This window comes from Variovorax sp. OK605 (assembly GCF_900115445.1).
Taxonomy (GTDB): domain Bacteria; phylum Pseudomonadota; class Gammaproteobacteria; order Burkholderiales; family Burkholderiaceae_C; genus Variovorax.
Window position 1 is genome coordinate 36,696 of the sequence record NZ_FOWL01000008.1, and the last position, 21,585, is coordinate 58,280.

The following is a 21,585-nucleotide window of genomic DNA, read 5'->3' on the forward strand; positions in this document are numbered from 1 at the left end:
ACCCTGGCGCTTGTGGTTTGATTTCCCCTACCTTATAGTAGGTAGATGACAGCCGCTTCCACCGCCACCGCCACCGCCCTTGCCACGGGCAGTACCCGCGAGCAGATCCTCGCGGCGGCGCGCGGGTTCATCGAAACGCGCTCCTACCTGGGCTTCAGCTTCCAGGACGTGGCCGATGCGGTGGGGGTTCGCAAGGCCAGCCTGTACCACCACTTTGCGAGCAAGGAAGCGCTGGGCATCGCCGTGATTCGCGGCGCCACGCAAGGCTTCAAGGACTGGGACGCGGCGCGTGCGCGCGCGCCGAAGGACGCGCTCGAATCGTATTTCCGCATGTACCGCAACACGCTGAAGGCCGGCTCGGGCATGTGCCCGGCGGGCGCGCTGGCACCGGGCTGGGACGTCATCAACGACGAGTTGCGCCAGGCCGTGCAGGAGTTGCGCAACACGCAGGTCACATGGCTCACCGGTGTGCTGGGGGCGCTCGTGCCCGTGCGGGAGAAGGGCAAGAAGGGCCCTTCGGTCGCATCGCTGGCCGCCTATGTGTTCACGGTCTGCCAGGGTGCGCTGTTGTCGGCGCGCATGACAGGGCGCGTCGACGACTTCGACGACGCCATCGCGCAACTCAGGAGTTCACTGCCCGGCTGACCGCCGGGCCTGATGCGGGCACGTTCAGGCGTGCCTATTTTTCGACCTCATAGCCTACCGATTGGATGGTAGGTTTAGCCTGTTGGAGCACCCTCATGAAAGCCGTCATTTCCGCCTACGCCCGTTCCCCGTTCCACTTCGCGAAGAAAGGGGCCCTTGCCGAAGTGCGCCCCGACACGCTCGCCGCGGGCGTGGTGCGCGGCCTGCTGCAGCGCACCGACCTCGACCCGGCTCTGCTCGAAGACATCATCCTGGGCTGCGCCTACCCCGAGGCCTCGCAGGGCAACAACCTCGCGCGCATCGTCGGGCTGCTGGCCGGCCTGCCGCACGAGGTGGGCGGCATGACGGTGAACCGCTTCTGCGGCTCGTCGATGCAGGCCGTGCACATCGCCGCCGCGCAGATCGAGGCCGGCATGGGCGAAGCCTTCCTGTGCGTGGGCGTGGAGTCGATGACGATGGTGCCGCAGGGCGGCTTCAACTTCTCGCCCAACCCCGAGCTGCTGGAAACCACCGACGCCTACATCTCGATGGGCGAGACGGCCGAGAACGTGGCGCAGCGCTGGAACGTGAGCCGCGCCGACCAGGAGGCACTGGCCGTGGAGTCGCACCGCAAGGCGGCCGAGGCGCGCGCGCAGGGCCGGCTGGCCGGCGAGATCGTGCCGGTGCGCCTGGCCTCGGGCGACATCGTCGATGCCGACGGCTGCATTCGCCCGACCACCTCGGCCGAGGCGCTGGCCAACCTGAAGCCCGCGTTCCGCCCCGACGGCGTGGTCACGGCCGGCACCGCGTCGCCGCTGACCGACGGCGCGGCCGTGGTGCTGGTCACCAGCGACGCCTTCGCCGCGAAGCATGGCCTGAAGGCGCTGGCGCGCATCAAGTCGTTCGCGACCGTGGGCGTCGACCCGGCCATCATGGGCATCGGCCCGATTCCCGCGACCCGCAAGGCGCTGGCGCGCGCCGGTCTGAGCGCGGCCGACCTCGACGTGATCGAGATCAACGAGGCCTTCTCGTCGCAGGCGCTGGCCTGCATCCGCGACCTGGGGCTGGACCCCGCCAAGGTCAACCTCGATGGCGGCGGCCTGGCCATCGGCCACCCGCTGGGCGCCACCGGTGCGCGCATCACCGGCAAGGCGGCGTCGCTGCTGGCGCGCGAGAACGGCCGCTACGCGCTGGCCACGCAATGCATCGGCGGCGGGCAGGGCATTGCGACCATCCTCGAGCGCGTCTGATCGCCCGAGAATGACGCTCGTCACAACAAGGAGACTCTCATGGCCAAGCTGTACCTCGAAGACCTGAAGGTCGGCGACCGTTTCCAGAGCGCGGAACACACGCTCGACGCGGCGCAGATCAAGGCCTTTGCGCAGCAGTTCGACCCGCAGCCGTTCCACACCGACGAGGAGGCCGCGAAGAGCACCTTCTTCGCCGGGCTGGCCGCGAGCGGCTGGCACACGGCCGCGCTCACCATGAAGCTGCTGGTGGAGAGCGGCATTCCGCTGGCCGACGGCATCATCGGTTCGGGTGGCGAGCTGCAGTGGCCCAAGCCGACGCGGCCCGGCGACGTGCTGCATGTGGTGAGCGAGGTGATCGACATCGCGCCTTCACGTTCCAAGCCCGGCCGCGCGATGGTGACCATGCGCTGCCAGACGCGCAACCAGCGCGGCGAGGTGCTCCAGTACTTCACGCCGAAGCTGGTGGTGCACGCGCGGCCTGCGCAGGCTGTGTAGTCCCGCGCGGCCCTGCGCGGCCCCTGCGCGGTGCGGCGCGTTCAGCGCTTGTCCTGGGCCGCCTGGCTGGCTTGCGAGGTCGCCACCAGCTGGCGCAGCTCCTCGTCGCTGAAGCCGGCCCGCCCGCGCGCCTCGAGGTTGAACGGCGGCTTGTGGCGCGGCGCGTCGTAGCGCGCCACCAGCGCGGGGTAGGTCGCTTCGGCGTCGAGGCCCGCGCCGTCGCACAGCCAGCGGTACCAGTGGTTGCCGATGGCCACGTGGCCGACCTCGTCGCGCAGGATGATGTCGAGGATCTCGACCGCGCGCAGCGCGTCGGGCGTGTTCACGCGCTTGAGCTTGGCCTGGATGAGCGGCGTGGCGTCCAGCCCGCGCGCCTCCAGCGTGCGCGGCACCAGCGCCATGCGGGCAAGCACGTCGTCCTTCGTTTTCTCGCACATGTTCCACAGCCCGTCGTGGCCGGGGAAGTCGCCGTAGCGGTAGCCCATGCCCTGCAGGTGCGTGTGCAGCAGCGTGAAGTGCAGCGCCTCTTCGTCGGCCACGCGCAGCCAGTCGCGGTAGTAGGCCTCGGGCATGCCGTCGTAGCGCCACACGGCGTCCAGCGCGAGGTTGATCGCGTTGAACTCGATGTGGCAGATCGAATGGATCAGCGCGGCGCGGCCTTCGGGGGTGAAAGGCGAGCGCTTCTGCACCGCCGTGGCGGCCACGCGCGCGGGCTTTTCCGGGCGGCCGGGCACGCCGGTGTCGTCGCCGGGCGTGCGAATGGCGCCCGTTGCTATGGAATCGGTAGCGCCTTGCGCAGCAGCGGCGCGCGTGGCGGCTACTTTCTCGTCTGGATCTGTCAGGCGCAGCGCGGCCAGCGCGCTCAATCGGGGGTGCATCCCTACAATTCTAGTTTTGACCTTCTTTGACATTTCCGGAGACAAGAACAATGGCGCTCTACGAACTCGACGGTGTGGCCCCTCAACTGGGCGAAGGTGCATGGGTGGCCGACAGCGCGCAGGTCATGGGCAACGTCAAGCTGGCGGAGAACGCCAGCGTGTGGTTCGGCGCCGTGCTGCGCGGGGACACCGAGACGCTGAGCATCGGGCGCAACAGCAACATCCAGGACCTGTCGGTGCTGCACGCCGACGTCGGCTGCCCGCTGACCATCGGCGAGAACGTCACCGTGGGCCACCAGGTGATGCTGCACGGCTGCACCGTGGGCGACAACTCGCTGATCGGCATCCAGGCGGTGGTCTTGAATAACGCGAAGATCGGCCGCAACTCGATCGTTGGCGCCGGCAGCGTCGTGACCGAGGGCAAGGAGTTTCCCGACAATTCCCTCATCATCGGCTCGCCGGCCAAGGTGGTTCGCACGCTCGACGATGCGGCCGCCGCCCGGTTGCGCCAGAGCGCCGAGCACTATGTAGAGAACGCCCATCGCTTCGCGAAGGGTCTCAGGAAGATCGCCTGACCCCCCGGGTCGCAGGCACACAGAGAAAGAAAACGTTTTGAGCGAGCTGCACAAATTCCTGTTCGATGGCCTGCCGGTGCGCGGCATGATCGTGCGCCTGACGGATGCGTGGCAGGAGATTCTTGCGCGGCGCGCCTCCAACACCTCCACCGGCCCGTACCCGCCGCCGGTGGCCGAGCTGCTCGGCGAGATGACGGCCGCGGCCACGCTGATGCAGGCCAACATCAAGTTCAACGGCGCGCTGATCCTGCAGATCTTCGGCGACGGCCCCGTGAAGGTGGCCGTGGCCGAGGCCAAGCCCGACCTGAGCCTGCGCGCCACCGCCAAGGTGATCGGCGACCTGCCGGCCGACGCGCGGCTGCCCGACATGGTCAACGTGAACAACAAGGGCCGCTGCGCGATCACGCTCGACCCGAAGGACAAGCTGCCGGGCGCCACGCCGTACCAGGGCGTGGTTCCGCTGTTCGGTGACGACGGCGAAAAGCTGGGCAAGCTCAGCGACGTGCTGCAGCACTACATGCTGCAAAGCGAACAGCTCGACACCACGCTGGTGCTGGCGGCCGACGACAAGGTGGCCGCGGGCCTGCTGATCCAGCGCCTGCCGGTGAAGGGCGAGGGCAACCTCGAAGGCACCGCCGACAAGGACCACGACCAGGCCAACGAAGACCAGATCGGCCGCAACGAGGACTACAACCGCATCTCGATCCTCGCGTCGAGCCTGACGCGCGACGAGTTGCTCACGCTGGACATCGAGACCATTCTTCGCCGCCTGTTCTGGGAAGAAAAGCTGCTGCGCTTCGAACCGCAGGCCGGCCCGCAGGGCCCGCACTTCGCCTGCACCTGCGGGCGCGAGCGCGTGGCGCAGATGATCCGCGGGCTGGGCGTGGAAGAGGCCGAGAGCATCCTCGCCGAGCGCGGCGACATCGAGGTGGGCTGCGACTTCTGCGGCAAGCAGTACCGCTTCGACGCGGTCGATGCGGCGCAGCTCTTCAAGCCGCTGGGCGACCAGATTCCGGGCAGCCCGGTCGTCCAGTAACCAGGCTGGCATTGCGGGCCTGTGGGCCTTGTGGGCCCGCATGTTCCGGCGCTTGCGGCGCCTTCCTCGTTTCTAGCGCGCCGCGTCGTCGAAGCCGCTGAACGCGATGTCCGGCGCGCTGGTGTTGTGCTTGGACGGCAGGCTGCGCCCGAAGCGCACCTGCGTCGCCTGCAGCGTCTTCACCTCGGGCAAGGGCAGCACCTGCGGCGCGGCTTGCGGCGTGGCCTGCCAGCGCACTTCGCTCACGTCGGCGTTGTCGGGCGTCACGTACATCGAGCGCAGCACCGCGAAGGGCTGCGCGCTGGCGGTGGGCTTGGACAGCGTCACGTCGAGCGCGGTGCGCGTGCGGCTGATCTCGTCGACCCGCGCCACCGCGCTGCCGCCGTCGGTGAAGCGCACATGGATGGCCAGCGGACGCGGCACGATGCGGATCGACGCGATGTTCACCACCGGCCGCGCGGCCGCCTCGACCGGTCCGAGCAGGAACGACGAGCCGTACACGCCGTCGCCGAAGCGCGCGTCGGGCAGCGGCTTGAGGCGCCAGTAGCCGTCCGACGGGTAGAGCACGATGGCCTCGAGCGCCTTGCCGTTCTCCTTCTTGAACACCTGCAGCAGGTGAAAGCCGCTGTCCTTGCGCTTGCCCACCTGCACCGGCACGCGCTGCGCGCGCCAGAAGGTCGGCAGCGTCATGCCGACGATGCGCCACTGGGCGTTGTCCATCAGCACCACGGTGCGCTTGCGAAAGCGGTGCGCCGGGTCGGTCGGGTGCGCGCCGCCGTCGAAGTTGCAGCCCGAGAAGTCGGGCTTGGTGACGTCGTTGCCGATCTTGTCGATGTAGTCGGGCTGCAGCGCCTCGATGCGCATGTGGCGGATGCCGTCGCCGCGCAGCGTCAGCGAGACGTTGTCTTCCTCGGCGCAGGCGGTGGTGGTGGTGCCGTTCTCGACGGTGGCGGCCACCGGGGCCGCGAAGGCGGGCGCGGCCAGCAGCAAGGCGGTGGCAAGGGTGGCGAAGCCGGTGGGAAGCAGTGCGGCGGTCGGCAGGGGCATCGGGTCTCCGGTGAGGGGAAGCGACGGGGCGCGGCCGGACTTCAGTCGCGGCGCGCGATCAGATCGCTGAAGAGCTTATGTTCGCATTCCGGGTCGGAACACTTCTCGCAAGGCCATGACCATGAGACGGGCTTCGATTCGGACCCGCTTCGTGAGCCCGATGCACGCGCGCGGCCCTCGTTGCCCGCGATGGAATTGATGGCGTTCCACGCATTGGCCAGCCGCTCGCCGCCGCTGCCGTGCACCACGGCATACGACAGCCTGGCGCCGGTGAGCGCGGCGCGCACCAGCGTGTCGGTCGGCTGGCGCGCATGCGGGCCGTCGCGCATGTCGTCGGCCACCCAGGGCAGGTCGAGCGCGGTGAGCAGCGTGATGGCGTAGCGCCGTTGCGCGGCAAGGGCGGCCTCGTGGAGCGAGGTGTCGGCGAACAGCTGCTCGCTGTAGACCGCCGTCATGAGCGCGGTGGTGTCGGCCACCACCACGCCCGAGGCCGCGGCGGCAGCGATGCGGCGCGTCTGCTCGTCGGCGATGGCTTGTTGTTCGTCGGGACGTGGCGTGCGGCCTTCGCGCTCGCACCATTCGCGCAGGTACTCGCTCACCAGCGTGGTCGGCGTGCCGCGGTCCTGCAGGCGCTGCGCGATGGCGCGCGCGAGCTCGGTCTTGCCGGTGCTCTCGGCGCCCACGAGTGCAATCACGCAGCCGGCGGGCAGGCTGGGCGTCATGCGTGCACCGCCTTCGTTGCCGTGCCCGGCAAGCGCCGGTGCCACGCCAGGTAGCCCGCCACGCTGAGCACCGCGAACACCGTGTACAGGCCCACGGTGAGCCACAGGCCCTTGTGGATGAAGAGACCCACGCTCACCACGTTCACCGCCAGCCAGATCAACCAGTTCTCGATGAACTTGCGCCCGAGCAGGAACTGCCCGACCAGGCTCAGCCCGGTGGCGAAGCCGTCCCACCAGGGCACGTCGGTGTCGGTGAAGCGGCGCAGGAAGAGGGCGACGGCCGGCCATGCGAAGGCGCAGGCGGCCAGCGTGAGGGCAACGCCGCGCGGCGAGAGCCGGCTGACCTGCAAGGCGCTGCCGTCGGCGCGGTGGCCGCGCAGCCATTGCGCCCAGCCCCACAGGGCGACGAAAGCGAAGAAGACCTGGAGCGAGGCGTCGCCGTAGATGCGGGCCTTGGCGAACACCGCCATGTAGAGCAGCGAGCTGACGATGGCCAGCGGCCAGCCCCAGTGGATCTCGCGCATGTTGCAGCCGACCATGGCCAGTGCCAGCAGCGCGGCGACCAGCTCGAGCCAGCTGACGGGAGAGCCCCACAGCAGGAATGCGGGGGCCGAGAGAAGCTCGGTCATCAGCGGGAGCGGTCGTGAAGAAGGGGAGTCAGTGGGCGATCTGTACGAACACTTCGTTCGGCTTGACCATGCCGAGTTCCGCCCGCGCGCGTTCCTCGACCATCTCGAGGCCGTCCTTGAGGTCGTTGACCTCCGAGGTCAGGCGCTCGTTGTTCAGCGCGGCCTTGGCATTGGCGTCCTTCTGGTCGGCCAGCTTGGTGCGCAGCTGCGCCACGTCGCGCACGCTGCCGCGCCCGTTCCACAGCTGCCACTGCAGGACGGCCAGCAGGAGCAGCAGGATGATCGGTGGAACGAGGCGGGCGCGCATGACGCGGTCGGACGCAGTGCGTTTACTTCAGGTTGTAGAACGCGCCGCGGCCGGGGTACACGGCGATGTCGCCGAGGTCTTCTTCGATGCGCAGCAGCTGGTTGTACTTGGCGATGCGGTCCGAACGCGACAGCGAGCCGGTCTTGATCTGGCCGGCGTTGGTGCCCACGGCGATGTCGGCGATGGTGCTGTCCTCGGTTTCGCCCGAACGGTGCGAAATGACGGCGGTGTAGCCCGCGCGCTTGGCCATCTCGATGGCGGCGAAGGTCTCGGTCAGCGTGCCGATCTGGTTGATCTTGATCAGGATCGAGTTGGCGATGCCCTTGTCGATGCCCTCTTGCAGGATCTTGGTGTTGGTGACGAACAGGTCGTCGCCCACCAGCTGCACGCGCTTGCCCAGGCGCTCGGTCAGGTGCTTCCAGCCGTCCCAGTCGCCTTCGTGCATGCCGTCTTCGATGCTGATGATCGGGTACTTGTCGACCCAGTTGGCGAGCATGTCGGTCCAGCTTTCGGCCGTGAGCGACAGGTTCTCGCCAGACAGCACGTACTTGCCGTCCTTGTAGAACTCGCTGGCCGCGCAATCGAGGCCCAGGGCGATCTGCTCGCCGGCGGTGTAGCCGGCCTTGTCGATGGCCTCCAGGATCAGCAGGATGGCCGCTTCATGGCTCTCCACGCTGGGAGCGAAGCCGCCTTCGTCGCCCACCGCCGTGCTGATGCCGCGGTCGCCCAGGATCTTCTTGAGTGCATGGAACACTTCGGCGCCGTAGCGCACGGCCTCGCGGAAGCTCTTGGCGCCCACGGGGATGATCATGAACTCCTGCAGGTCCAGGCTGTTGTTGGCGTGCGCGCCGCCGTTGATGACGTTCATCATCGGCACCGGCAGCTGCATGCCGCCCATGCCGCCGAAGTAGCGGTACAGCGGCAGGCCCGACTCTTCGGCCGCGGCGCGGGCCACGGCCATCGAGACGGCGAGGGTGGCGTTGGCGCCCAGGCGGGCCTTGTTGTCGGTGCCGTCCAGGTCGATCATCGTGCGATCGAGGAAGGCCTGCTCGCTGGCGTCCAGGCCCAGCACGGCTTCCGAGATCTCGGTGTTGATGTTCTCCACGGCCTTGAGCACGCCCTTGCCGAGGTAGCGGCTCTTGTCGCCGTCGCGCAGCTCGATGGCTTCGCGCGAACCGGTCGACGCGCCCGAGGGCACGGCTGCGCGGCCCATGGTGCCCGACTCGAGCAGCACGTCGCATTCGACGGTGGGGTTGCCTCGGCTGTCGAGAATTTCGCGGCCGACGATGTCAACGATTGCACTCATCTTTTGTCTTTCTCTTTCTGTTCTCTTGGGCGGATAAATTGGGTCGCGGGAATCAGAGGCCTTCGACCGCGATCATGTTCATGACGGCGGCGCCGGCACGCGCTTCGCGTGCCTTGAGGTACTCGGGCGTGTCGTAGAAGGCCTTGGCCTTCTCGAAGCTGGCGAATTTGAGCACGACGATGCGGGTGGGCTTCCAGTCGCCTTCCAGCGGCTGCACTTCGCCGCCGCGCACGCACACTTCGGCGCCGTGCGCCTGCATGGCGGCGCTCGACCACTTCTTGTATTCCTCGTACTGCGTCGGGTTGGTCACCTCGACGTGGGCGATGACGTAGCCGCTGCTCATGCCACGGCCTTCAACGACTTGTTGGTGCTGCCGGCGCCCTTGTCCTTGTGCTCGAGCGCCGCCTTGATGAAGGCGTTGAAGAGCGGGTGGCCGCCCCACGGGGTCGACTTGAACTCGGGGTGGAACTGCACGCCCATGAACCAGGGGTGCACGTCCTGCGGCAGCTCGACGATTTCGGTCAGGTGCTCGCGCTGCGTGAGCGCGGAGATCACGAGGCCGGCGTTGCGCAGCTCGTCCAGGTAGTTGACGTTGGCTTCGTAGCGGTGGCGATGGCGCTCGGTGACCACGTCGCCGTAGATGCTGTGGGCCAGCGTGCCGGGCGTCACGTCGGAGCTCTGCGCGCCCAGGCGCATGGTGCCGCCGAGGTCGGACTTCTCGTCGCGCGTCTTCACGGTGCCGTCGCGGTCCTTCCACTCGGTGATCAGCGCGATCACGGGGGTGGGCGTCTCGGGGTCGAACTCGGTGCTGTTGGCGTTCTTCAGGCCGGCCACGTGGCGCGCGTACTCGATGGTGGCGACCTGCATGCCCAGGCAGATGCCCAGGTAGGGCACCTTGCCTTCGCGGGCGAAGCGCGCGGCCGAGATCTTGCCTTCGACACCGCGCTGGCCGAAGCCGCCGGGCACCAGGATGGCGTCGTACTTGGCCAGGCGCGAGACGTCCTGCGCGTTGATGGTCTCGGAGTCGATGTAGTCGATCTTCACGCGGGCATGGTTCTTCATGCCGGCGTGGCGCAGGGCTTCGTTCAGCGACTTGTAGCTGTCCGACAGGTCGACGTACTTGCCGACCATGGCGATCGACACTTCCTTTTGCGGATGCTCGACCTCGTAGACCAGGTCGTCCCAGCGCTGCAACTTGGCGGGCGGGGTGTTGATGCGCAGCTTGTCGCAGATCAGGCCGTCCAGGCCCTGTTCGTGCAGCATGCGGGGCACCTTGTAGATGGTGTCCACGTCCCACATGGAGATCACGCCCCATTCGGGCACGTTCGAGAACAGCGAGATCTTGGCGCGCTCGTCGTCGGGAATCGGGCGGTCGGCGCGGCACAGGAGCACGTCGGCCTGGATGCCGATGGCGCGCAGTTCCTTGGCGGTATGCTGGGTGGGCTTGGTCTTGAGCTCGCCGGCGGCGGCGATCCAGGGCACGTAGCTCAGGTGCACGAAGGCCGAGTTGTTCGGGCCGTTGCGCAGGCTCATCTGGCGCACGGCCTCGAGGAAGGGCAGCGATTCGATGTCGCCCACGGTGCCGCCGATCTCGACGATGGCCACGTCGACCTCGTGCGAGGTGCCGATGCCGGCACCGCGCTTGATGTATTCCTGGATCTCGTTGGTGATGTGCGGGATCACCTGCACCGTCTTGCCGAGGTAGTCGCCGCGGCGTTCCTTCTCGAGCACGGTCTTGTAGATCTGGCCGGTCGTGAAGTTGTTGGCCTTGCGCATGCGCGTGTTGATGAAGCGCTCGTAGTGGCCGAGGTCGAGGTCGGTCTCTGCGCCGTCATCGGTGACGAACACTTCCCCATGCTGGAAGGGCGACATCGTGCCGGGGTCGACATTGATGTACGGATCGAGCTTGATGAGGGTGACTTGGAGGCCGCGCGATTCGAGGATCGCGGCGAGCGAGGCGGAGGCGATTCCCTTGCCAAGGGAAGATACGACACCACCGGTGACGAAGACAAATTTGGTCATGCCAGTTCCGGACGCTGTGAATCCGGGCAGTGGGAAATTACGATTATAGGTGCGCCCTTTGCGGCACCTTGCGCCAAGGGCTTGTTGCCATTTGTTCGATGGCCTATGAGCAACAATACGGCCCATGCAAGATCTCGCCGGCAAACACATCGTTCTCGGTCTCACGGGCGGCATCGCCTGCTACAAGTCGGCCGAGCTGTGCCGCCTGTTCGTCAAGGCCGGTGCGACCGTCCAGGTCGTGATGACCGAGGCGGCGGAGCAGTTCATCACGCCCGTGACCATGCAGGCGCTGTCGGGGCGCACCGTCTACACCTCGCAGTGGGACACGCGCGAGCCCAACAACATGCCGCACATCAATCTGAGCCGCGAGGCCGATGCCATCGTGCTGGCGCCGTGCAGCGCCGACTTCATCGCGCGGCTGGTGCAGGGCCGCTCCGACGACCTGCTGAGCCTGATGTGCCTGGCCCGCCCGATGGATCGCATTCCGCTGCTGATCGCGCCCGCCATGAACCGCGAGATGTGGGCCCATCCCGCCACCCAGCGCAACCTGATGCAGGTGTCGGCCGACGGCGCCACCGTGCTGGGCGTGGGCAGCGGCTGGCAGGCCTGCGGCGAGACCGGCGACGGGCGCATGCTCGAGCCGGCGCAGTTGCTCGAGGACATCACGGCGTTCTTCAGCCCCAAGCTGCTGGCGGGGCACAAGGTGCTGGTCACGGCCGGCCCGACCTTCGAGGCGCTCGACCCGATCCGCGGCATCACCAACCATTCGTCGGGAAAGATGGGCTTCGCCATTGCCCGCGCGGCCCGCGAGGCGGGCGCCGAGGTCACGCTGGTGGCCGGCCCGGTGCACCTGCCGACGCCGCGCGGTGTCACGCGGGTGGACGTGCTGTCGGCGCAGGACATGCTCGAGGCGACCACCCGTGCGGCCGAGTACGCTAGCATTTTTGTAGCAACGGCTGCGGTGGCCGACTGGCGCCCGGCAACGCAGAGCGACCAGAAGATCAAGAAGGACGGCAGCGGCAAGACGCCGGTGCTCGAGTTCGTCGAGAACGCCGACATCCTGCTGACCGTGGCGCGCAGTGAGCGCGCCCAGTCCAGGAAGCTTTTCTGCGTGGGTTTCGCCGCCGAGAGCGAGAACCTCGTCGAGCACGCCAAGGCCAAGCGCCAGCGCAAGGGCATTCCGCTGCTGGTCGGCAACATCGGCCCGCTGACCTTCGGGCAGGACGACAACGCGCTGCTGCTGGTGGACACCCACGGCGTGCGCGAACTCCCGCGCGCGCCCAAGCTCACGCTGGCGCGCGAGCTCATGACCGAAATCGCCGCACGACTTCCCGACTGGAGGGTCTGATGAACCTGAATCCCCAATGGAACACGCCGCCGAACGGCGACTTCGCCCGCTACGTCGAGCGGCTGTCGGCGCAAGCCGCGCTGCCCAAGCGGGCCGCGCGAGAGGGTGAGCCCGGGCTCGACGTGGGCATGACCCCCTCACCCGGCCAGCAGGGGCCCGTGACGGCCGCCATGCAGCGCGCCGAGCAGCCGGGCATTCCCGGCATGCTCGGCTCGCCCAACGGCGAAGTGCCCAGGCGCGAACCCGGCTCCTTCGACCCCGCGCTGCTCAAGGTGCTGGGCGTCGTCGGCGCGCTGGTGTTCCTCGTGCTGTGGGCGGCCGGCGTGCCTTTCGGCGTGCTGGTGCTGCTGGCGGGCGCGACCCTCTGGCTCGGCAGGAAATTGAAGGGCGTGAAGCTCACCCCCGGCATCGCCAAGTGGCAGCAGGTGCTCGAGGAAGCGGCACGCAAGCAAAGAGAACAGCAACACAAGCAAGGCAGCAAGTAAGTGAAAGTCGACGTCCGTATCCTCGATCCGCGCATGGTGGATCAATTGCCCGCGTATGCCACCCCCGGAAGCGCCGGCCTCGACCTGCGGGCGTGCCTGGACGCCCCCATCACGCTCGAGCCCAACGGCTGGCAGCTGGTGGGCACGGGCATCGCGATCCACCTGGGCGACCCGGCCTACGCCGCGATGATCCTTCCGCGCTCGGGCCTGGGTCACAAGCACGGCATCGTGCTGGGCAACCTGGTGGGCCTGATCGACAGCGACTACCAGGGCGAGCTGAAGATCAGCGCCTGGAACCGCAGCGACACCCCCTTCGTGCTGAACCCGATGGAGCGGCTGGCCCAGCTGGTGATCGTGCCGGTGGTGCAGGCGCAGTTTCGCGTGGTCACAGAATTTGCACCCACGCAACGCGGCGAGGGCGGCTACGGCTCCACGGGCAAGCATTGAAGCTCGAGGCCGCGCGATCCGGTCCGGTCCGCTTGGTTAGCTCGGTCCGCCCGGTTCCTTAAGGCCACCTGAGTTTCCGAGCGGTAAAGACCGGAACTGCGGTGGCGCGCGGCGCTCGAAGGTTTCAGTGTGTGTTTTGCGTCATCGCGGCAAGGGCTGCGGCGTTAGTCACACGCAGGTGCATTCTTCGTGCACCGTTCTATCCGAGGAGCCTCTCAACATGAAGATTTCAATGCGCTTCGTTTCCGTCACTGCTTCCGTGCTGGCCGTGGCCACGCTCACGGCGTGCGTGGCACCGGCGCCGGTCTACCAGACCTCGCGCTATCCGTACCAGGCGCCCCCGCAGGCCATTCAGTACCAGGAAGCTTCCTACGTCGAATACGGCCACGTGGCCAACATCGAGGTGTTGCGCAGCGAGACCGCGGGCACCGGCACGAGCGGCGGCGGTGCCGTCGCCGGCGGCGTCATCGGCGGCGTGGTGGGCAACCAGTTCGGCCGGGGCAACGGCCGCGCCGCAGCCACCGCGCTGGGCATCGTGGGCGGTGCCCTGCTGGGCAACACCATCGAGGCACAGCAGAACGGCCCGCGTGCCTATGAAACCTACCGGGTGTCGGTGCAGACCGACCGTGGCGGCTACCGCGCTTTCGACGTGCAGAGCCCCGGCGACCTGCGCATCGGCGACCGCGTGCGCATCGACAACGGCCAGATCTCGCGCATGTAGCCGCAGCCCCTCGCGGGGAAGCGAAAAAGAAAAAGCCGGGCAATGCCCGGCTTTTTCATTGGCGCCCGCAGATGGTGTCGTCAGTGCAGCGTCTGGTTGCCCGGCGCCATTGGTGCCACCTTGAAGAAGCCCGTGCCCGCCGAGCCGCGGCCCACTTCTTCCTCCGTGGCTTCGCGCACCGAGCGCACCGTGATGTCGAGCCGGATCGCGATGCCCGCGAGCGGATGGTTGCCGTCGAGCACCAGGTGGTCGGGGTAGACCTCGGCCACCGTGTAGATCGTGTCCCGCGGGATCGCCTCGTTCACGCCCTTGGGCAGGGCGGAGCCGTCGAAGGTCATGCCTTCTTCTGTGCCTTCGGGGAATAGCGAGCGCGGCTCGAGAAACAGCAACTGGTCGTTGAAGTCGCCGAAGCCCTGCTCGGGTTCGACCTGCAGCTGCACCCGCGCGCCGGGCTCATGGCCCTGCAGGGCGGCCTCGATCACGTCGAAGAGATCGTCGCCGCCGACCAGGAATTCAACCGGTTCGTCGAGCACGTCCAGCACGTCGCCGAGCGTGTCTTTCATTGTCCAGGTCAAGCCGACCACGCATTGTTCAGAGATTTCCATTGCAGAATTCTCCCATGGAGATTACACAACCGCTGCCGTTGCTCGGCGGCCTGAGCGCCGCGCAGTTCATGCGGCGGTACTGGCAGAAGAAACCCTTGCTCGTCCGCCAGGCGATACCCGACATGGTGCCACCGATCGAGCGCGGCGAGTTGTTCGCGCTGGCCGAACGCGAGGACGTCGAGTCGCGGCTGATTCGGCATGGCAAGCCCGGCTGGTCCCTGAAGCACGGCCCGCTGGCCCGCCGGGCCTTGCCGCCGCTGAAGCAGGCCGCCTGGACGCTGCTGGTGCAGGGCGTCGACCTGCACCATGACGGCATCCACGAACTGCTGCGCCAGTTCCGCTTCCTGCCCGACGCGCGCCTGGACGACCTGATGATCAGCTACGCGAGCGACACCGGCGGCGTGGGTGCGCATTTCGACAGTTACGACGTGTTTCTGCTGCAGGCGCACGGCCGCCGCCGCTGGTCCATCGGCAAGCAGAGCGACCTGCGGCTGCAGCCCGGCGTGCCGCTGAAGATCCTCGAGAACTTCGAGCCCGAGCAGACCTTCGTGCTCGAGCCCGGCGACATGCTCTACCTGCCGCCGCGCTACGCGCACGACGGCGTGGCTGTGGGCGACGACTGCATGACGTATTCCATCGGCCTGCGTTCGTCGGCGCTGGGCGAGCTGGGCGCCGACCTGCTCGCGCGCATGTCGCAGGCCTACGCGGAAGACCTCGAGGACGCCGGCCCCGCCGAGCTCGCGCGCTACCGCGACCCGTCGCAGCCGGCCGTCGATGCGCCGGCCCGCATGCCCGCCGCGCTGCAGGGCTTCGCGCGCAAGGCCGTGGAGGCCGCGCTGCGCGATGCCGATGCGGTCAACCGCGCGCTCGGTGAATCGCTCACCGAGCCCAAGGCCAACGTGTGGTTCGGCGAGGGCGGCGAGATGCCCGAGGCACCGCGGCGCGCGGCGCTCGACCGCCGCACGCGCATGCTCTACGACGATCGCCACATCTACATCAACGGCGAGAGCTTCCGCGCCGGCGGCGCCGATGCCACGCTGATGCGCAGGCTGGCCGACCAGCGCGCGCTGGGTGCGCGCGAGCTCGCGCGCGCGAGCGAAGGCGCGCTCGCGTTGCTCGACGAGTGGTGCGAGGCAGGGTGGCTCCATGCCGAATGAAGACCCGGCGGCGTTGTTGAGCGAAGGGCGCTTCGACGGCCGCGAGGCCTTCGACACGGTCCTTCGCGGCGCGCTGTCGGCCGCGGCACAGCAAGGCTGGAAGGAGATCGTCTTCAGCGACCCCGACTTCGCCGACTGGCCGCTGGGCGAGCGCGCCAGCATCGAGGCCCTGCAGGCCTGGTCGGCGAGTGGCCGGCGCCTGGTGCTGCTGGCGCAGCGCTTCGACGTGCTCGAACGCGCGCATGCGCGCTTCGTGCCCTGGCGGCGCATGTGGGACCACATCATCGAATGCCGCGCCACCGGCAAGGCCCCGGGCGCCGAAGTGCCCAGCGCCATCTGGACGCCCACATGGTTCGTGCATCGCATCGACCCCGAGCGCAGCCGGGGCGTGAGCGGCACCGACGCCGCATCGCGCCGCGCGTTGCGCGAGACCATCGACGAGTGCTGGCGCCTCGCGCGGCCCGCCTTTCCCGCATCGACGCTCGGCTTGTAAGCCAATGCCGCGAATGCGGCCCTCAGACACATTCGCTCCGGAATGCAGGTCTAGAATTTTTTCGTTCCAGACCTTCATTGCCAAAGGAGATTCCATGAAGAAGTCAACGTCCGTCCTGGTTGCCTCGCTGATTGCCGCTGCCGCGCTCGTCGCCTGCGGAAAGAAGGAGGACGCCGCGCCGGCGGTTGTGACGCCGCCTCCTGCGCCCGTGACCGAACCCGCGCCGGCGCCTGCCGCACCGGCCGCCGCGCCTTCCGCCGACTCGGGCGCGATGGCACCGGCGCCAGGCGCTTCGTCGGCACTCGATGCCGCGAACGCAGCCACCGAGGCCGCGAAGAAGAACGAAGCGCCCAAGCAGTAGAAGCTGCCAGGCATCCGCCATGAAGAAAGCCGCCATGAGGCGGCTTTTTTTCGTGGCATCGGCCCCGCTGTTTCAGCCGGCTCGACTCACACGTCGAGCCAGGGTGAGCCCTCGGCCGCGGTGGCGGTGAGCATCTCGGCCTCTTCGCCGCCCAATGCCTCGGCCATCATCCGGCGCACGATCTCGGGCCGGTTGTTCTGTTCGCTGAGGTGCGCCGCAACCACGTGCCGCAAGCCGTCGTGCAACACGGCGCGCGCGATCTCCGCCGCGGCCGTGTTCGACAGGTGCCCGTAGTTGCCGCCCACGCGGTGCTTCAGGAAGGCAGGGTAGGCCGAGTTGGCCAGCAGGTCGCTGTCGTGGTTGAACTCGAGCAGCAGCGCGTGCACGCCGCTCAGGCGGGCCAGCACATGGGCCGTGGCGTGCCCGAGGTCGGTGAGCACGCCGAGCGTGCGATTGCCGTCGGTGCAACGCAGCTGCAAGGGCTCGCGCGCGTCGTGCGGCACGGTGAAGGGCTGCACGCCGATGTCGCCGACCGCGAACTCCGTATCGTCGCGCGCCAGGTTCAGCATGCCTTCGAAATCGCGCCCGCCCGTGGCGAGCCACGTGCCTTCGCTCATCCAGACGGGAATGCGGTTGCGGCGAGCGAGCGAATGGGCACAGCCGATGTGGTCGCCATGCTCGTGGGTCACGAAGACCGCATCGATGTCGCCGGCGACCAGGCCCGCTTGTGCGAGTCGCAGGTCGAGCTGCTTGAGGCCGAAGCCGCAGTCGACCAGAAGGCGGGAGGTGCGGCCGGCGCTGGTCGCTTCGACCAGCGCGGCATTGCCCGTGCTGCCGCTGCCGAGGCTTCGGAAGCGGAGCATGCGGGTTACTTCAGGTCGTCTGCGATGACCTTGACGATGCGCTCGGCGTTGGCCGATGCGACCGGTGCGCCAGCATCGTTGAGCACCGACACCGTCGAGGCTTCGCCCTGGCTCTTGACCGAGATGCGGAACTTGATCGGTGCTTCGTCCTTGGGCGAGCCGCTGAACAGCTTGCCGAAGAAGCCGGGCTCCTTCTTGTCGGGGTTCGGCGTCACGTAGCGCACGTAGTACACGCCGGCGCTGCGGTCGCGGTCTTCCACAGTGAAGCCGGTGCGGTCGAGCGCCAGGCCGACGCGGCGCCATGCGCGGTCGAAGCCTTCGCTGATCTGCACGACCGGCTGGCCGCCGACGTTGGCGACAGTGGCAGTCCTGGTCGGGGCGGTGGTGGCTGCCAGGATCTTCGACTGCTCTTGCGACACGCCGAGCTTGACCATCAGGCGGCGCAGGAATTCGGTCTCGAGTTCAGGGTCGCTCGGACGCGGCTGCCACACGGTCTGGTCCTGGCGCGAGTTGTTGTAGACCTCCTGCATGCCGCGGTGGCTCACGAAGATCTCGGTGCCGGTGGGCGTGCGTTCCAGGCGGGTACGGAAACGGTCGAGTTCGCCGGTCGAGTAGACCGAGTCGACCAGCTTGCCCAGCGTGCCGCGGATGATGTCCTGCGGCAGCTTGGCGCGGTTCTCGGCCCAGTCGGTTTCCATGATGCCCAGGTTGCGCTGCTCGGTGGTCAGCAGGAAACCGCTTTCCTGCCAGAAGTCCTTCACCGGGTCCCAGAGCTGGTCGGGCGAGCGGTTGATGACGATCCAGCGCTGCGTGCCCGAGCGCTCCATGCGCACGTCGCCGAGGGTGCTCACGGCAGTGGGCACGCCCGGTGCGTTGGCCACGCCGGCCTGGTAGGCGTTGGCGGTCACGGCGCCGCCGGGGACGGCGTAGCGGTTGTCGCGCGACAGCTGGGACAGGTCAGGCGGGACCTCGAGCGTCGGGGCCTTGCCGGCGCTCTTGTAGTCGATCTTGTCGCTCTCGAGGACGGAGCAGGCGGCGAGGCTGGCAACGAGGGCCAGCAGTGCAAGTCGCGAAAGGTTCTTCAACGTCTTCTTCCTTGTTGGAATGGTTCGGTCAATCTAGGGGCCGCAGTGCCCGCCCTCTCTGAGCACGGTTCGGGCAAAAGGTTGCTTAACCTTGCTGCGGCCGGGGGAAAGGCAGGTCCGGAACGGGTGCGGAAGCGCTCAACCCTTGAGCAGGCCGGTGGCGCGCAGGGCGCCCTCGACCGCGGGGCGGCTCGCTTCGCCGAGTTCGGTGAGCGGCAGGCGCAGGGTGCCACCGCACAGGCCGAGCCGCGCCATGGCCCACTTCAGCGGGATCGGGTTGGGCTCGACGAACAGGTTCCGGTGCAGCGGCATGAGCTCGAACTGGATCTCCATGGCCCGCTTGACGTCGCCCGCCAGCGCGGCCACGCACAGTTCGTGCATCTTGCGCGGCGCGATATTGGCCGTGACGCTGATGTTGCCCTGGCCGCCGCAGAGCATGAGCGCGACCGCGGTCGGGTCGTCGCCGGAGTAGACGGCAAAGTTCTTCGGCACGTCGCGAATGAGCCACTGGGCCCGCTCGATGTTGCCGGTGGCTTCCTTGATGCCGATGATGCCGGGCACCTGCGTGAGGCGCAGCACGGTGTCGTGCGCCATATCGGCCACGGTGCGCCCGGGCACGTTGTACAGCACGATGGGCAGGTCGCCCACGGCCTCGGCGATGGCCTTGAAGTGCTGGTACTGGCCTTCTTGCGTCGGCTTGTTGTAGTAGGGCACGACCTGGAGCTGCGAGTCGGCGCCCACGCCCTTGGCGAACTTGGCGAGCTCGATGGCTTCCTTGGTCGAGTTCGCGCCGCAGCCGGCCATCACGGGCACGCGGCCCTTGGCTTGCTCGACGGATACGCGGATGATTTCGCAGTGCTCTTCGACGTCGACCGTCGGCGATTCGCCGGTGGTCCCGACCACGCCGAGGCAGTCGGTGCCTTCGTCGATGTGCCAGTCGATGAGACGCCGCAGGGCGGGGTAGTCGACACTGCCGTCGTCATGCATCGGCGTGACGAGCGCGACGATGCTGCCTGTCAGTTGCTCCAAGGGGGAATCTCTTTGTCGGTGGACGAAAGCGCCGATTCTACTTACTCCGGGGCCCCGCCAGACAGCCGCCCCGGCCCCCTCAGTTTCCCTTAAGGAGGTGGCGGGGCGCCGCCGCGGCGGCTTCCAGGGCGGGCCGCACGGCCGCAATGCGCTGCACGAAGCGGGCCGGTTCGGCCATGAACCCGTCCTCGTAGGCCACCGCGCGCAGGCCCGCACAGGCCGCGAGCAGCTCTCCGGGCTGCAGCAGGAAATCGGGCCGCGAGGGCTTGCCGACGCTCTCGTTGCCCGCTGCGAAGGTCTCGTAGAGCAGCACACCGCCCGGCGCCACGGCGGCCACGATGTCGGCCATGCGCGCGCGCCAGAGGTAGTTGGTGACGACCACCGCGCCGAAGACCTGTCCGGCGAAGGGCCAGGCGCCCGACTCGATGTCCGCCTCGACGGTGCGCCCGAAGGCCCCCGCCGTCGCCAGCGCCTCGGCCGAGCGGTCGACCCCGGTCACCGCGTGCCCCCGGCCGGCGAACCACCGCATGTGGCGCCCGGCGCCGCAGGCCACGTCGAGCACGGTGGCCTCGGGCGCCAGCAGGTGCGACCAGCGGACCACCCATTCGGAGGGCGCGGACGGGCCGTGGACCGGCGCAAGCTCTTTCATTTCAACCGGACCTTCAGGCTTCAAGGGTTCAGGGATTCAGAAACACGACCAGATCTGGTCGACCAGCGTCACCAGGAACGCCGGGTGCACGTACATCGCGAACACGCCGCCCAGCACCGCCGCCGCGGCGGCAAGCCAGCCGGCGTGGACGATGTGCTGGCGCAGTTGCGGTGTCATGGGCCGGTTGTAGCGCAATCAGCCCGCCGCGCCCAGCGGCTGCGGCGCGCGCGAAATGGCGTTTTCCTTCACCGGCAGGTTGATCAGCGCCGCGAACACGCCCAGCGCGATCGAGATGTACCAGACGATGTCGTAGCTGCCCGTGGTGTCGTACAGGTAGCCGCCCAGCCACACGCCCAGGAACGAGCCCACCTGGTGGCTCAGGAACACGAAGCCGCTGAGCATCGACAGATGCGCCACGCCGAAGATGCCCGCCACGATGGCGTTGGTGGCCGGCACCGTCGACAGCCACAGGAAGCCCATGGCGGCGGAGAACACGTACACGCTCGTCGGCGAGAGCGGCGCCAGCAGGAACAGCGCGATCGACACCGCCCGCGCGAAGTAGATCGCCGCGAGGATCTTGCGCTTGGCCAGCTTCTGCCCCAGCAGCCCGACCGTGTACGTGCCGAACACGTTGAACAGGCCGATCAGCGCCAGCGCGTAGCCCGCCACCTCGGCCGGCAGCGCGCGGTCGCGCAGGTAGGTCGGCATGTGGATGCCGATGAAGGCCAGCTGGAAGCCGCAGACGAAGTAGCCCGCCATCAGCAGCCCGAAGCTGGGGTAGCGAAACGCCTCGCCCACGGCCTGCAGCACCGACTGCTCGCGGTGCCCGGCCAGCGCCGCCGTCTTGGGCTCGCGCAGCCCGAAGGCCAGCGGAATGATCACCAGCACCAGCACCGCCACCACCGCCAGCGCGCTCTGCCAACCCATGCTTCCGATCAGTCGGCCCTCGATGGGCGCCATCAGGAACTGCCCGAACGAGCCGGCCGCGGCGGCCACGCCCATCGCCCACGAGCGCCGCTCGGCCGGAATCTGCCGCCCGATCACGCCGTAGATCACCGCGTAGGTCGAGCCCGCCTGCGCCGCACCGATCAGCACGCCCGCGCTCAGCGTGAACAGCAGCGGCGTCGGCGAATGCGCCATGCCGAAGAGCCCCAGCGCATAGAGCACCGAGCCGCCGATCAGCACCCGGAACGCGCCGAAGCGGTCGGCCAGCATGCCCGCGAACACGCCGAAGATGCCCCAGGAGAGGTTCTGCACTGCCAGCGCGAACGAGAAGGTCTGGCGGCTCCAGTCCTGCGCCTGCGTGATGGGCTGCAGCCAGAGGCCGAAGCCGTGGCGGATGCCCATGGAGAGCGTGACGATCATCGCCCCGCACAACAGGACTTGCTTGATCGAAAGAGTGGAGGCGGGGGCTTGCATGGCGTCGAATGTAGCGACTTGCATGCCGCGGC

General features: G+C 68.2%; 27 protein-coding genes. 12 read left to right on the plus strand and 15 right to left on the minus strand.

The features are described 5' to 3' along the window. Positions 1–45: 45 nt before the first annotated feature. The 3 genes from BM013_RS21020 (at position 46) to BM013_RS21030 (ending at position 2,369) form a co-directional block, all read left to right on the plus strand. Positions 46–645: a TetR/AcrR family transcriptional regulator gene (locus BM013_RS21020; RefSeq protein WP_093129600.1), complete on the plus strand. Its 600-nt coding sequence runs from the start codon at positions 46–48 to the stop codon at positions 643–645. 95 nt (positions 646–740) lie between these two features. Further along, positions 741–1,874 (plus strand): thiolase family protein, encoded by a 1,134-nt coding sequence (locus BM013_RS21025; protein WP_093129601.1) that lies wholly within the window; start codon positions 741–743, stop codon positions 1,872–1,874. A 39-nt stretch (positions 1,875–1,913) separates the two neighbouring features. Then, entirely contained in the window at positions 1,914–2,369 is a 456-nt protein-coding gene (locus tag BM013_RS21030) for a MaoC family dehydratase (protein WP_093129602.1), read from the plus strand. Positions 2,370–2,410: 41 nt separating this feature from the next. Here BM013_RS21030 and BM013_RS21035 read toward each other — a convergent pair whose 3' ends face one another. Beyond that, the gene (locus BM013_RS21035) at positions 2,411–3,247 is read right to left on the minus strand and encodes a ferritin-like domain-containing protein (RefSeq protein WP_093129603.1); all 837 of its coding nucleotides are present in this window, start codon (positions 3,245–3,247) and stop codon (positions 2,411–2,413) included. A gap of 50 nt (positions 3,248–3,297) precedes the next feature. Here BM013_RS21035 and BM013_RS21040 point away from each other — a divergent pair, with 50 nt between their 5' ends. Both BM013_RS21040 and BM013_RS21045 read left to right on the plus strand, forming a co-directional pair. After that, on the plus strand, positions 3,298–3,822 hold the full coding sequence (locus BM013_RS21040; RefSeq protein WP_093129604.1) for a gamma carbonic anhydrase family protein: 525 nt from the start codon (positions 3,298–3,300) through the stop codon (positions 3,820–3,822). A gap of 37 nt (positions 3,823–3,859) precedes the next feature. After that, a complete protein-coding gene (locus BM013_RS21045; RefSeq protein ID WP_093129605.1) occupies positions 3,860–4,858 on the plus strand; it encodes an Hsp33 family molecular chaperone HslO in 999 nt (332 codons plus the stop codon). Positions 4,859–4,930: 72 nt separating this feature from the next. Here BM013_RS21045 and BM013_RS21050 read toward each other — a convergent pair whose 3' ends face one another. Genes BM013_RS21050 through BM013_RS21080 form a run of 7 tightly spaced genes read right to left on the minus strand, consistent with a single transcriptional unit; the run spans position 4,931 to position 10,891 of the window. Continuing rightward, entirely contained in the window at positions 4,931–5,905 is a 975-nt protein-coding gene (locus BM013_RS21050) for a hypothetical protein (RefSeq protein WP_093129606.1), read from the minus strand. Between the two features lie 41 nt (positions 5,906–5,946). Beyond that, complete coding sequence (locus BM013_RS21055; protein ID WP_093129607.1) at positions 5,947–6,627, minus strand: AAA family ATPase; 681 nt, start codon at positions 6,625–6,627, stop codon at positions 5,947–5,949. Next, positions 6,624–7,256: a nicotinamide riboside transporter PnuC gene (gene pnuC, locus BM013_RS21060; RefSeq protein ID WP_093129608.1), complete on the minus strand. Its 633-nt coding sequence runs from the start codon at positions 7,254–7,256 to the stop codon at positions 6,624–6,626. Before pnuC ends, BM013_RS21055 begins: the two co-directional genes overlap by 4 nt. A gap of 28 nt (positions 7,257–7,284) precedes the next feature. Continuing rightward, the gene (ftsB, locus tag BM013_RS21065) at positions 7,285–7,563 is read right to left on the minus strand and encodes a cell division protein FtsB (RefSeq protein ID WP_093129609.1); all 279 of its coding nucleotides are present in this window, start codon (positions 7,561–7,563) and stop codon (positions 7,285–7,287) included. 22 nt (positions 7,564–7,585) lie between these two features. After that, on the minus strand, positions 7,586–8,869 hold the full coding sequence (gene eno / locus BM013_RS21070) for a phosphopyruvate hydratase (RefSeq protein WP_093129610.1): 1,284 nt from the start codon (positions 8,867–8,869) through the stop codon (positions 7,586–7,588). Positions 8,870–8,921: 52 nt separating this feature from the next. Then, positions 8,922–9,212, minus strand: coding sequence for a DUF1330 domain-containing protein (locus BM013_RS21075; RefSeq protein WP_093129611.1), 291 nt, complete (start codon positions 9,210–9,212; stop codon positions 8,922–8,924). Further along, positions 9,209–10,891 carry a CTP synthase gene (locus BM013_RS21080; RefSeq protein WP_093129612.1) on the minus strand — a complete coding sequence of 561 codons (1,683 nt, stop codon included), beginning with the start codon at positions 10,889–10,891 and terminating at the stop codon, positions 9,209–9,211. The genes BM013_RS21075 and BM013_RS21080 overlap by 4 nt, the downstream gene beginning before the upstream one ends. A 124-nt stretch (positions 10,892–11,015) precedes the next feature. Here BM013_RS21080 and coaBC point away from each other — a divergent pair, with 124 nt between their 5' ends. From coaBC to BM013_RS21100, 4 genes are all read left to right on the plus strand, one after another. Continuing rightward, the gene (gene coaBC / locus BM013_RS21085) at positions 11,016–12,239 is read left to right on the plus strand and encodes a bifunctional phosphopantothenoylcysteine decarboxylase/phosphopantothenate--cysteine ligase CoaBC (RefSeq protein ID WP_093129613.1); all 1,224 of its coding nucleotides are present in this window, start codon (positions 11,016–11,018) and stop codon (positions 12,237–12,239) included. Next, on the plus strand, positions 12,239–12,724 hold the full coding sequence (locus BM013_RS21090) for a hypothetical protein (protein ID WP_256221592.1): 486 nt from the start codon (positions 12,239–12,241) through the stop codon (positions 12,722–12,724). The genes coaBC and BM013_RS21090 overlap by 1 nt, the downstream gene beginning before the upstream one ends. Next, positions 12,725–13,171 (plus strand): dUTP diphosphatase, encoded by a 447-nt coding sequence (gene dut / locus BM013_RS21095; RefSeq protein ID WP_093129614.1) that lies wholly within the window; start codon positions 12,725–12,727, stop codon positions 13,169–13,171. A gap of 220 nt (positions 13,172–13,391) precedes the next feature. Beyond that, positions 13,392–13,892, plus strand: coding sequence for an outer membrane lipoprotein (locus BM013_RS21100; RefSeq protein ID WP_093129615.1), 501 nt, complete (start codon positions 13,392–13,394; stop codon positions 13,890–13,892). An 80-nt stretch (positions 13,893–13,972) separates the two neighbouring features. On the opposite strand, the gene BM013_RS21105 is transcribed toward BM013_RS21100, so the two are convergent. After that, positions 13,973–14,497 (minus strand): FKBP-type peptidyl-prolyl cis-trans isomerase, encoded by a 525-nt coding sequence (locus BM013_RS21105; protein ID WP_093129616.1) that lies wholly within the window; start codon positions 14,495–14,497, stop codon positions 13,973–13,975. Positions 14,498–14,511: 14 nt separating this feature from the next. Here BM013_RS21105 and BM013_RS21110 point away from each other — a divergent pair, with 14 nt between their 5' ends. The 3 genes from BM013_RS21110 (at position 14,512) to BM013_RS21120 (ending at position 16,508) form a co-directional block, all read left to right on the plus strand. Next, the gene (locus BM013_RS21110; protein ID WP_093129617.1) at positions 14,512–15,654 is read left to right on the plus strand and encodes a JmjC domain-containing protein; all 1,143 of its coding nucleotides are present in this window, start codon (positions 14,512–14,514) and stop codon (positions 15,652–15,654) included. Continuing rightward, a complete protein-coding gene (locus tag BM013_RS21115; RefSeq protein ID WP_093129618.1) occupies positions 15,644–16,147 on the plus strand; it encodes a hypothetical protein in 504 nt (167 codons plus the stop codon). The genes BM013_RS21110 and BM013_RS21115 overlap by 11 nt, the downstream gene beginning before the upstream one ends. 94 nt (positions 16,148–16,241) lie before the next feature. Further along, entirely contained in the window at positions 16,242–16,508 is a 267-nt protein-coding gene (locus tag BM013_RS21120; protein WP_093129619.1) for a hypothetical protein, read from the plus strand. 86 nt (positions 16,509–16,594) lie between these two features. Here BM013_RS21120 and BM013_RS21125 read toward each other — a convergent pair whose 3' ends face one another. From BM013_RS21125 to BM013_RS21145, 6 genes are all read right to left on the minus strand, one after another. After that, a complete protein-coding gene (locus BM013_RS21125; RefSeq protein WP_093129620.1) occupies positions 16,595–17,371 on the minus strand; it encodes an MBL fold metallo-hydrolase in 777 nt (258 codons plus the stop codon). A 5-nt stretch (positions 17,372–17,376) separates the two neighbouring features. After that, the gene (gene bamC, locus BM013_RS21130; RefSeq protein WP_093129621.1) at positions 17,377–18,456 is read right to left on the minus strand and encodes an outer membrane protein assembly factor BamC; all 1,080 of its coding nucleotides are present in this window, start codon (positions 18,454–18,456) and stop codon (positions 17,377–17,379) included. 138 nt (positions 18,457–18,594) lie between these two features. After that, positions 18,595–19,521, minus strand: a complete 927-nt coding sequence (gene dapA / locus BM013_RS21135; RefSeq protein WP_371270109.1) for a 4-hydroxy-tetrahydrodipicolinate synthase — start codon at positions 19,519–19,521, stop codon at positions 18,595–18,597. Between the two features lie 43 nt (positions 19,522–19,564). After that, on the minus strand, positions 19,565–20,134 hold the full coding sequence (locus BM013_RS21140) for a class I SAM-dependent methyltransferase (protein WP_093129623.1): 570 nt from the start codon (positions 20,132–20,134) through the stop codon (positions 19,565–19,567). Between the two features lie 36 nt (positions 20,135–20,170). Continuing rightward, the gene (locus tag BM013_RS41275; RefSeq protein ID WP_177225532.1) at positions 20,171–20,311 is read right to left on the minus strand and encodes a hypothetical protein; all 141 of its coding nucleotides are present in this window, start codon (positions 20,309–20,311) and stop codon (positions 20,171–20,173) included. An 18-nt stretch (positions 20,312–20,329) separates the two neighbouring features. Then, positions 20,330–21,553, minus strand: a complete 1,224-nt coding sequence (locus BM013_RS21145) for an MFS transporter (protein WP_093129624.1) — start codon at positions 21,551–21,553, stop codon at positions 20,330–20,332. Between the last annotated feature and the right edge of the window lie 32 nt (positions 21,554–21,585).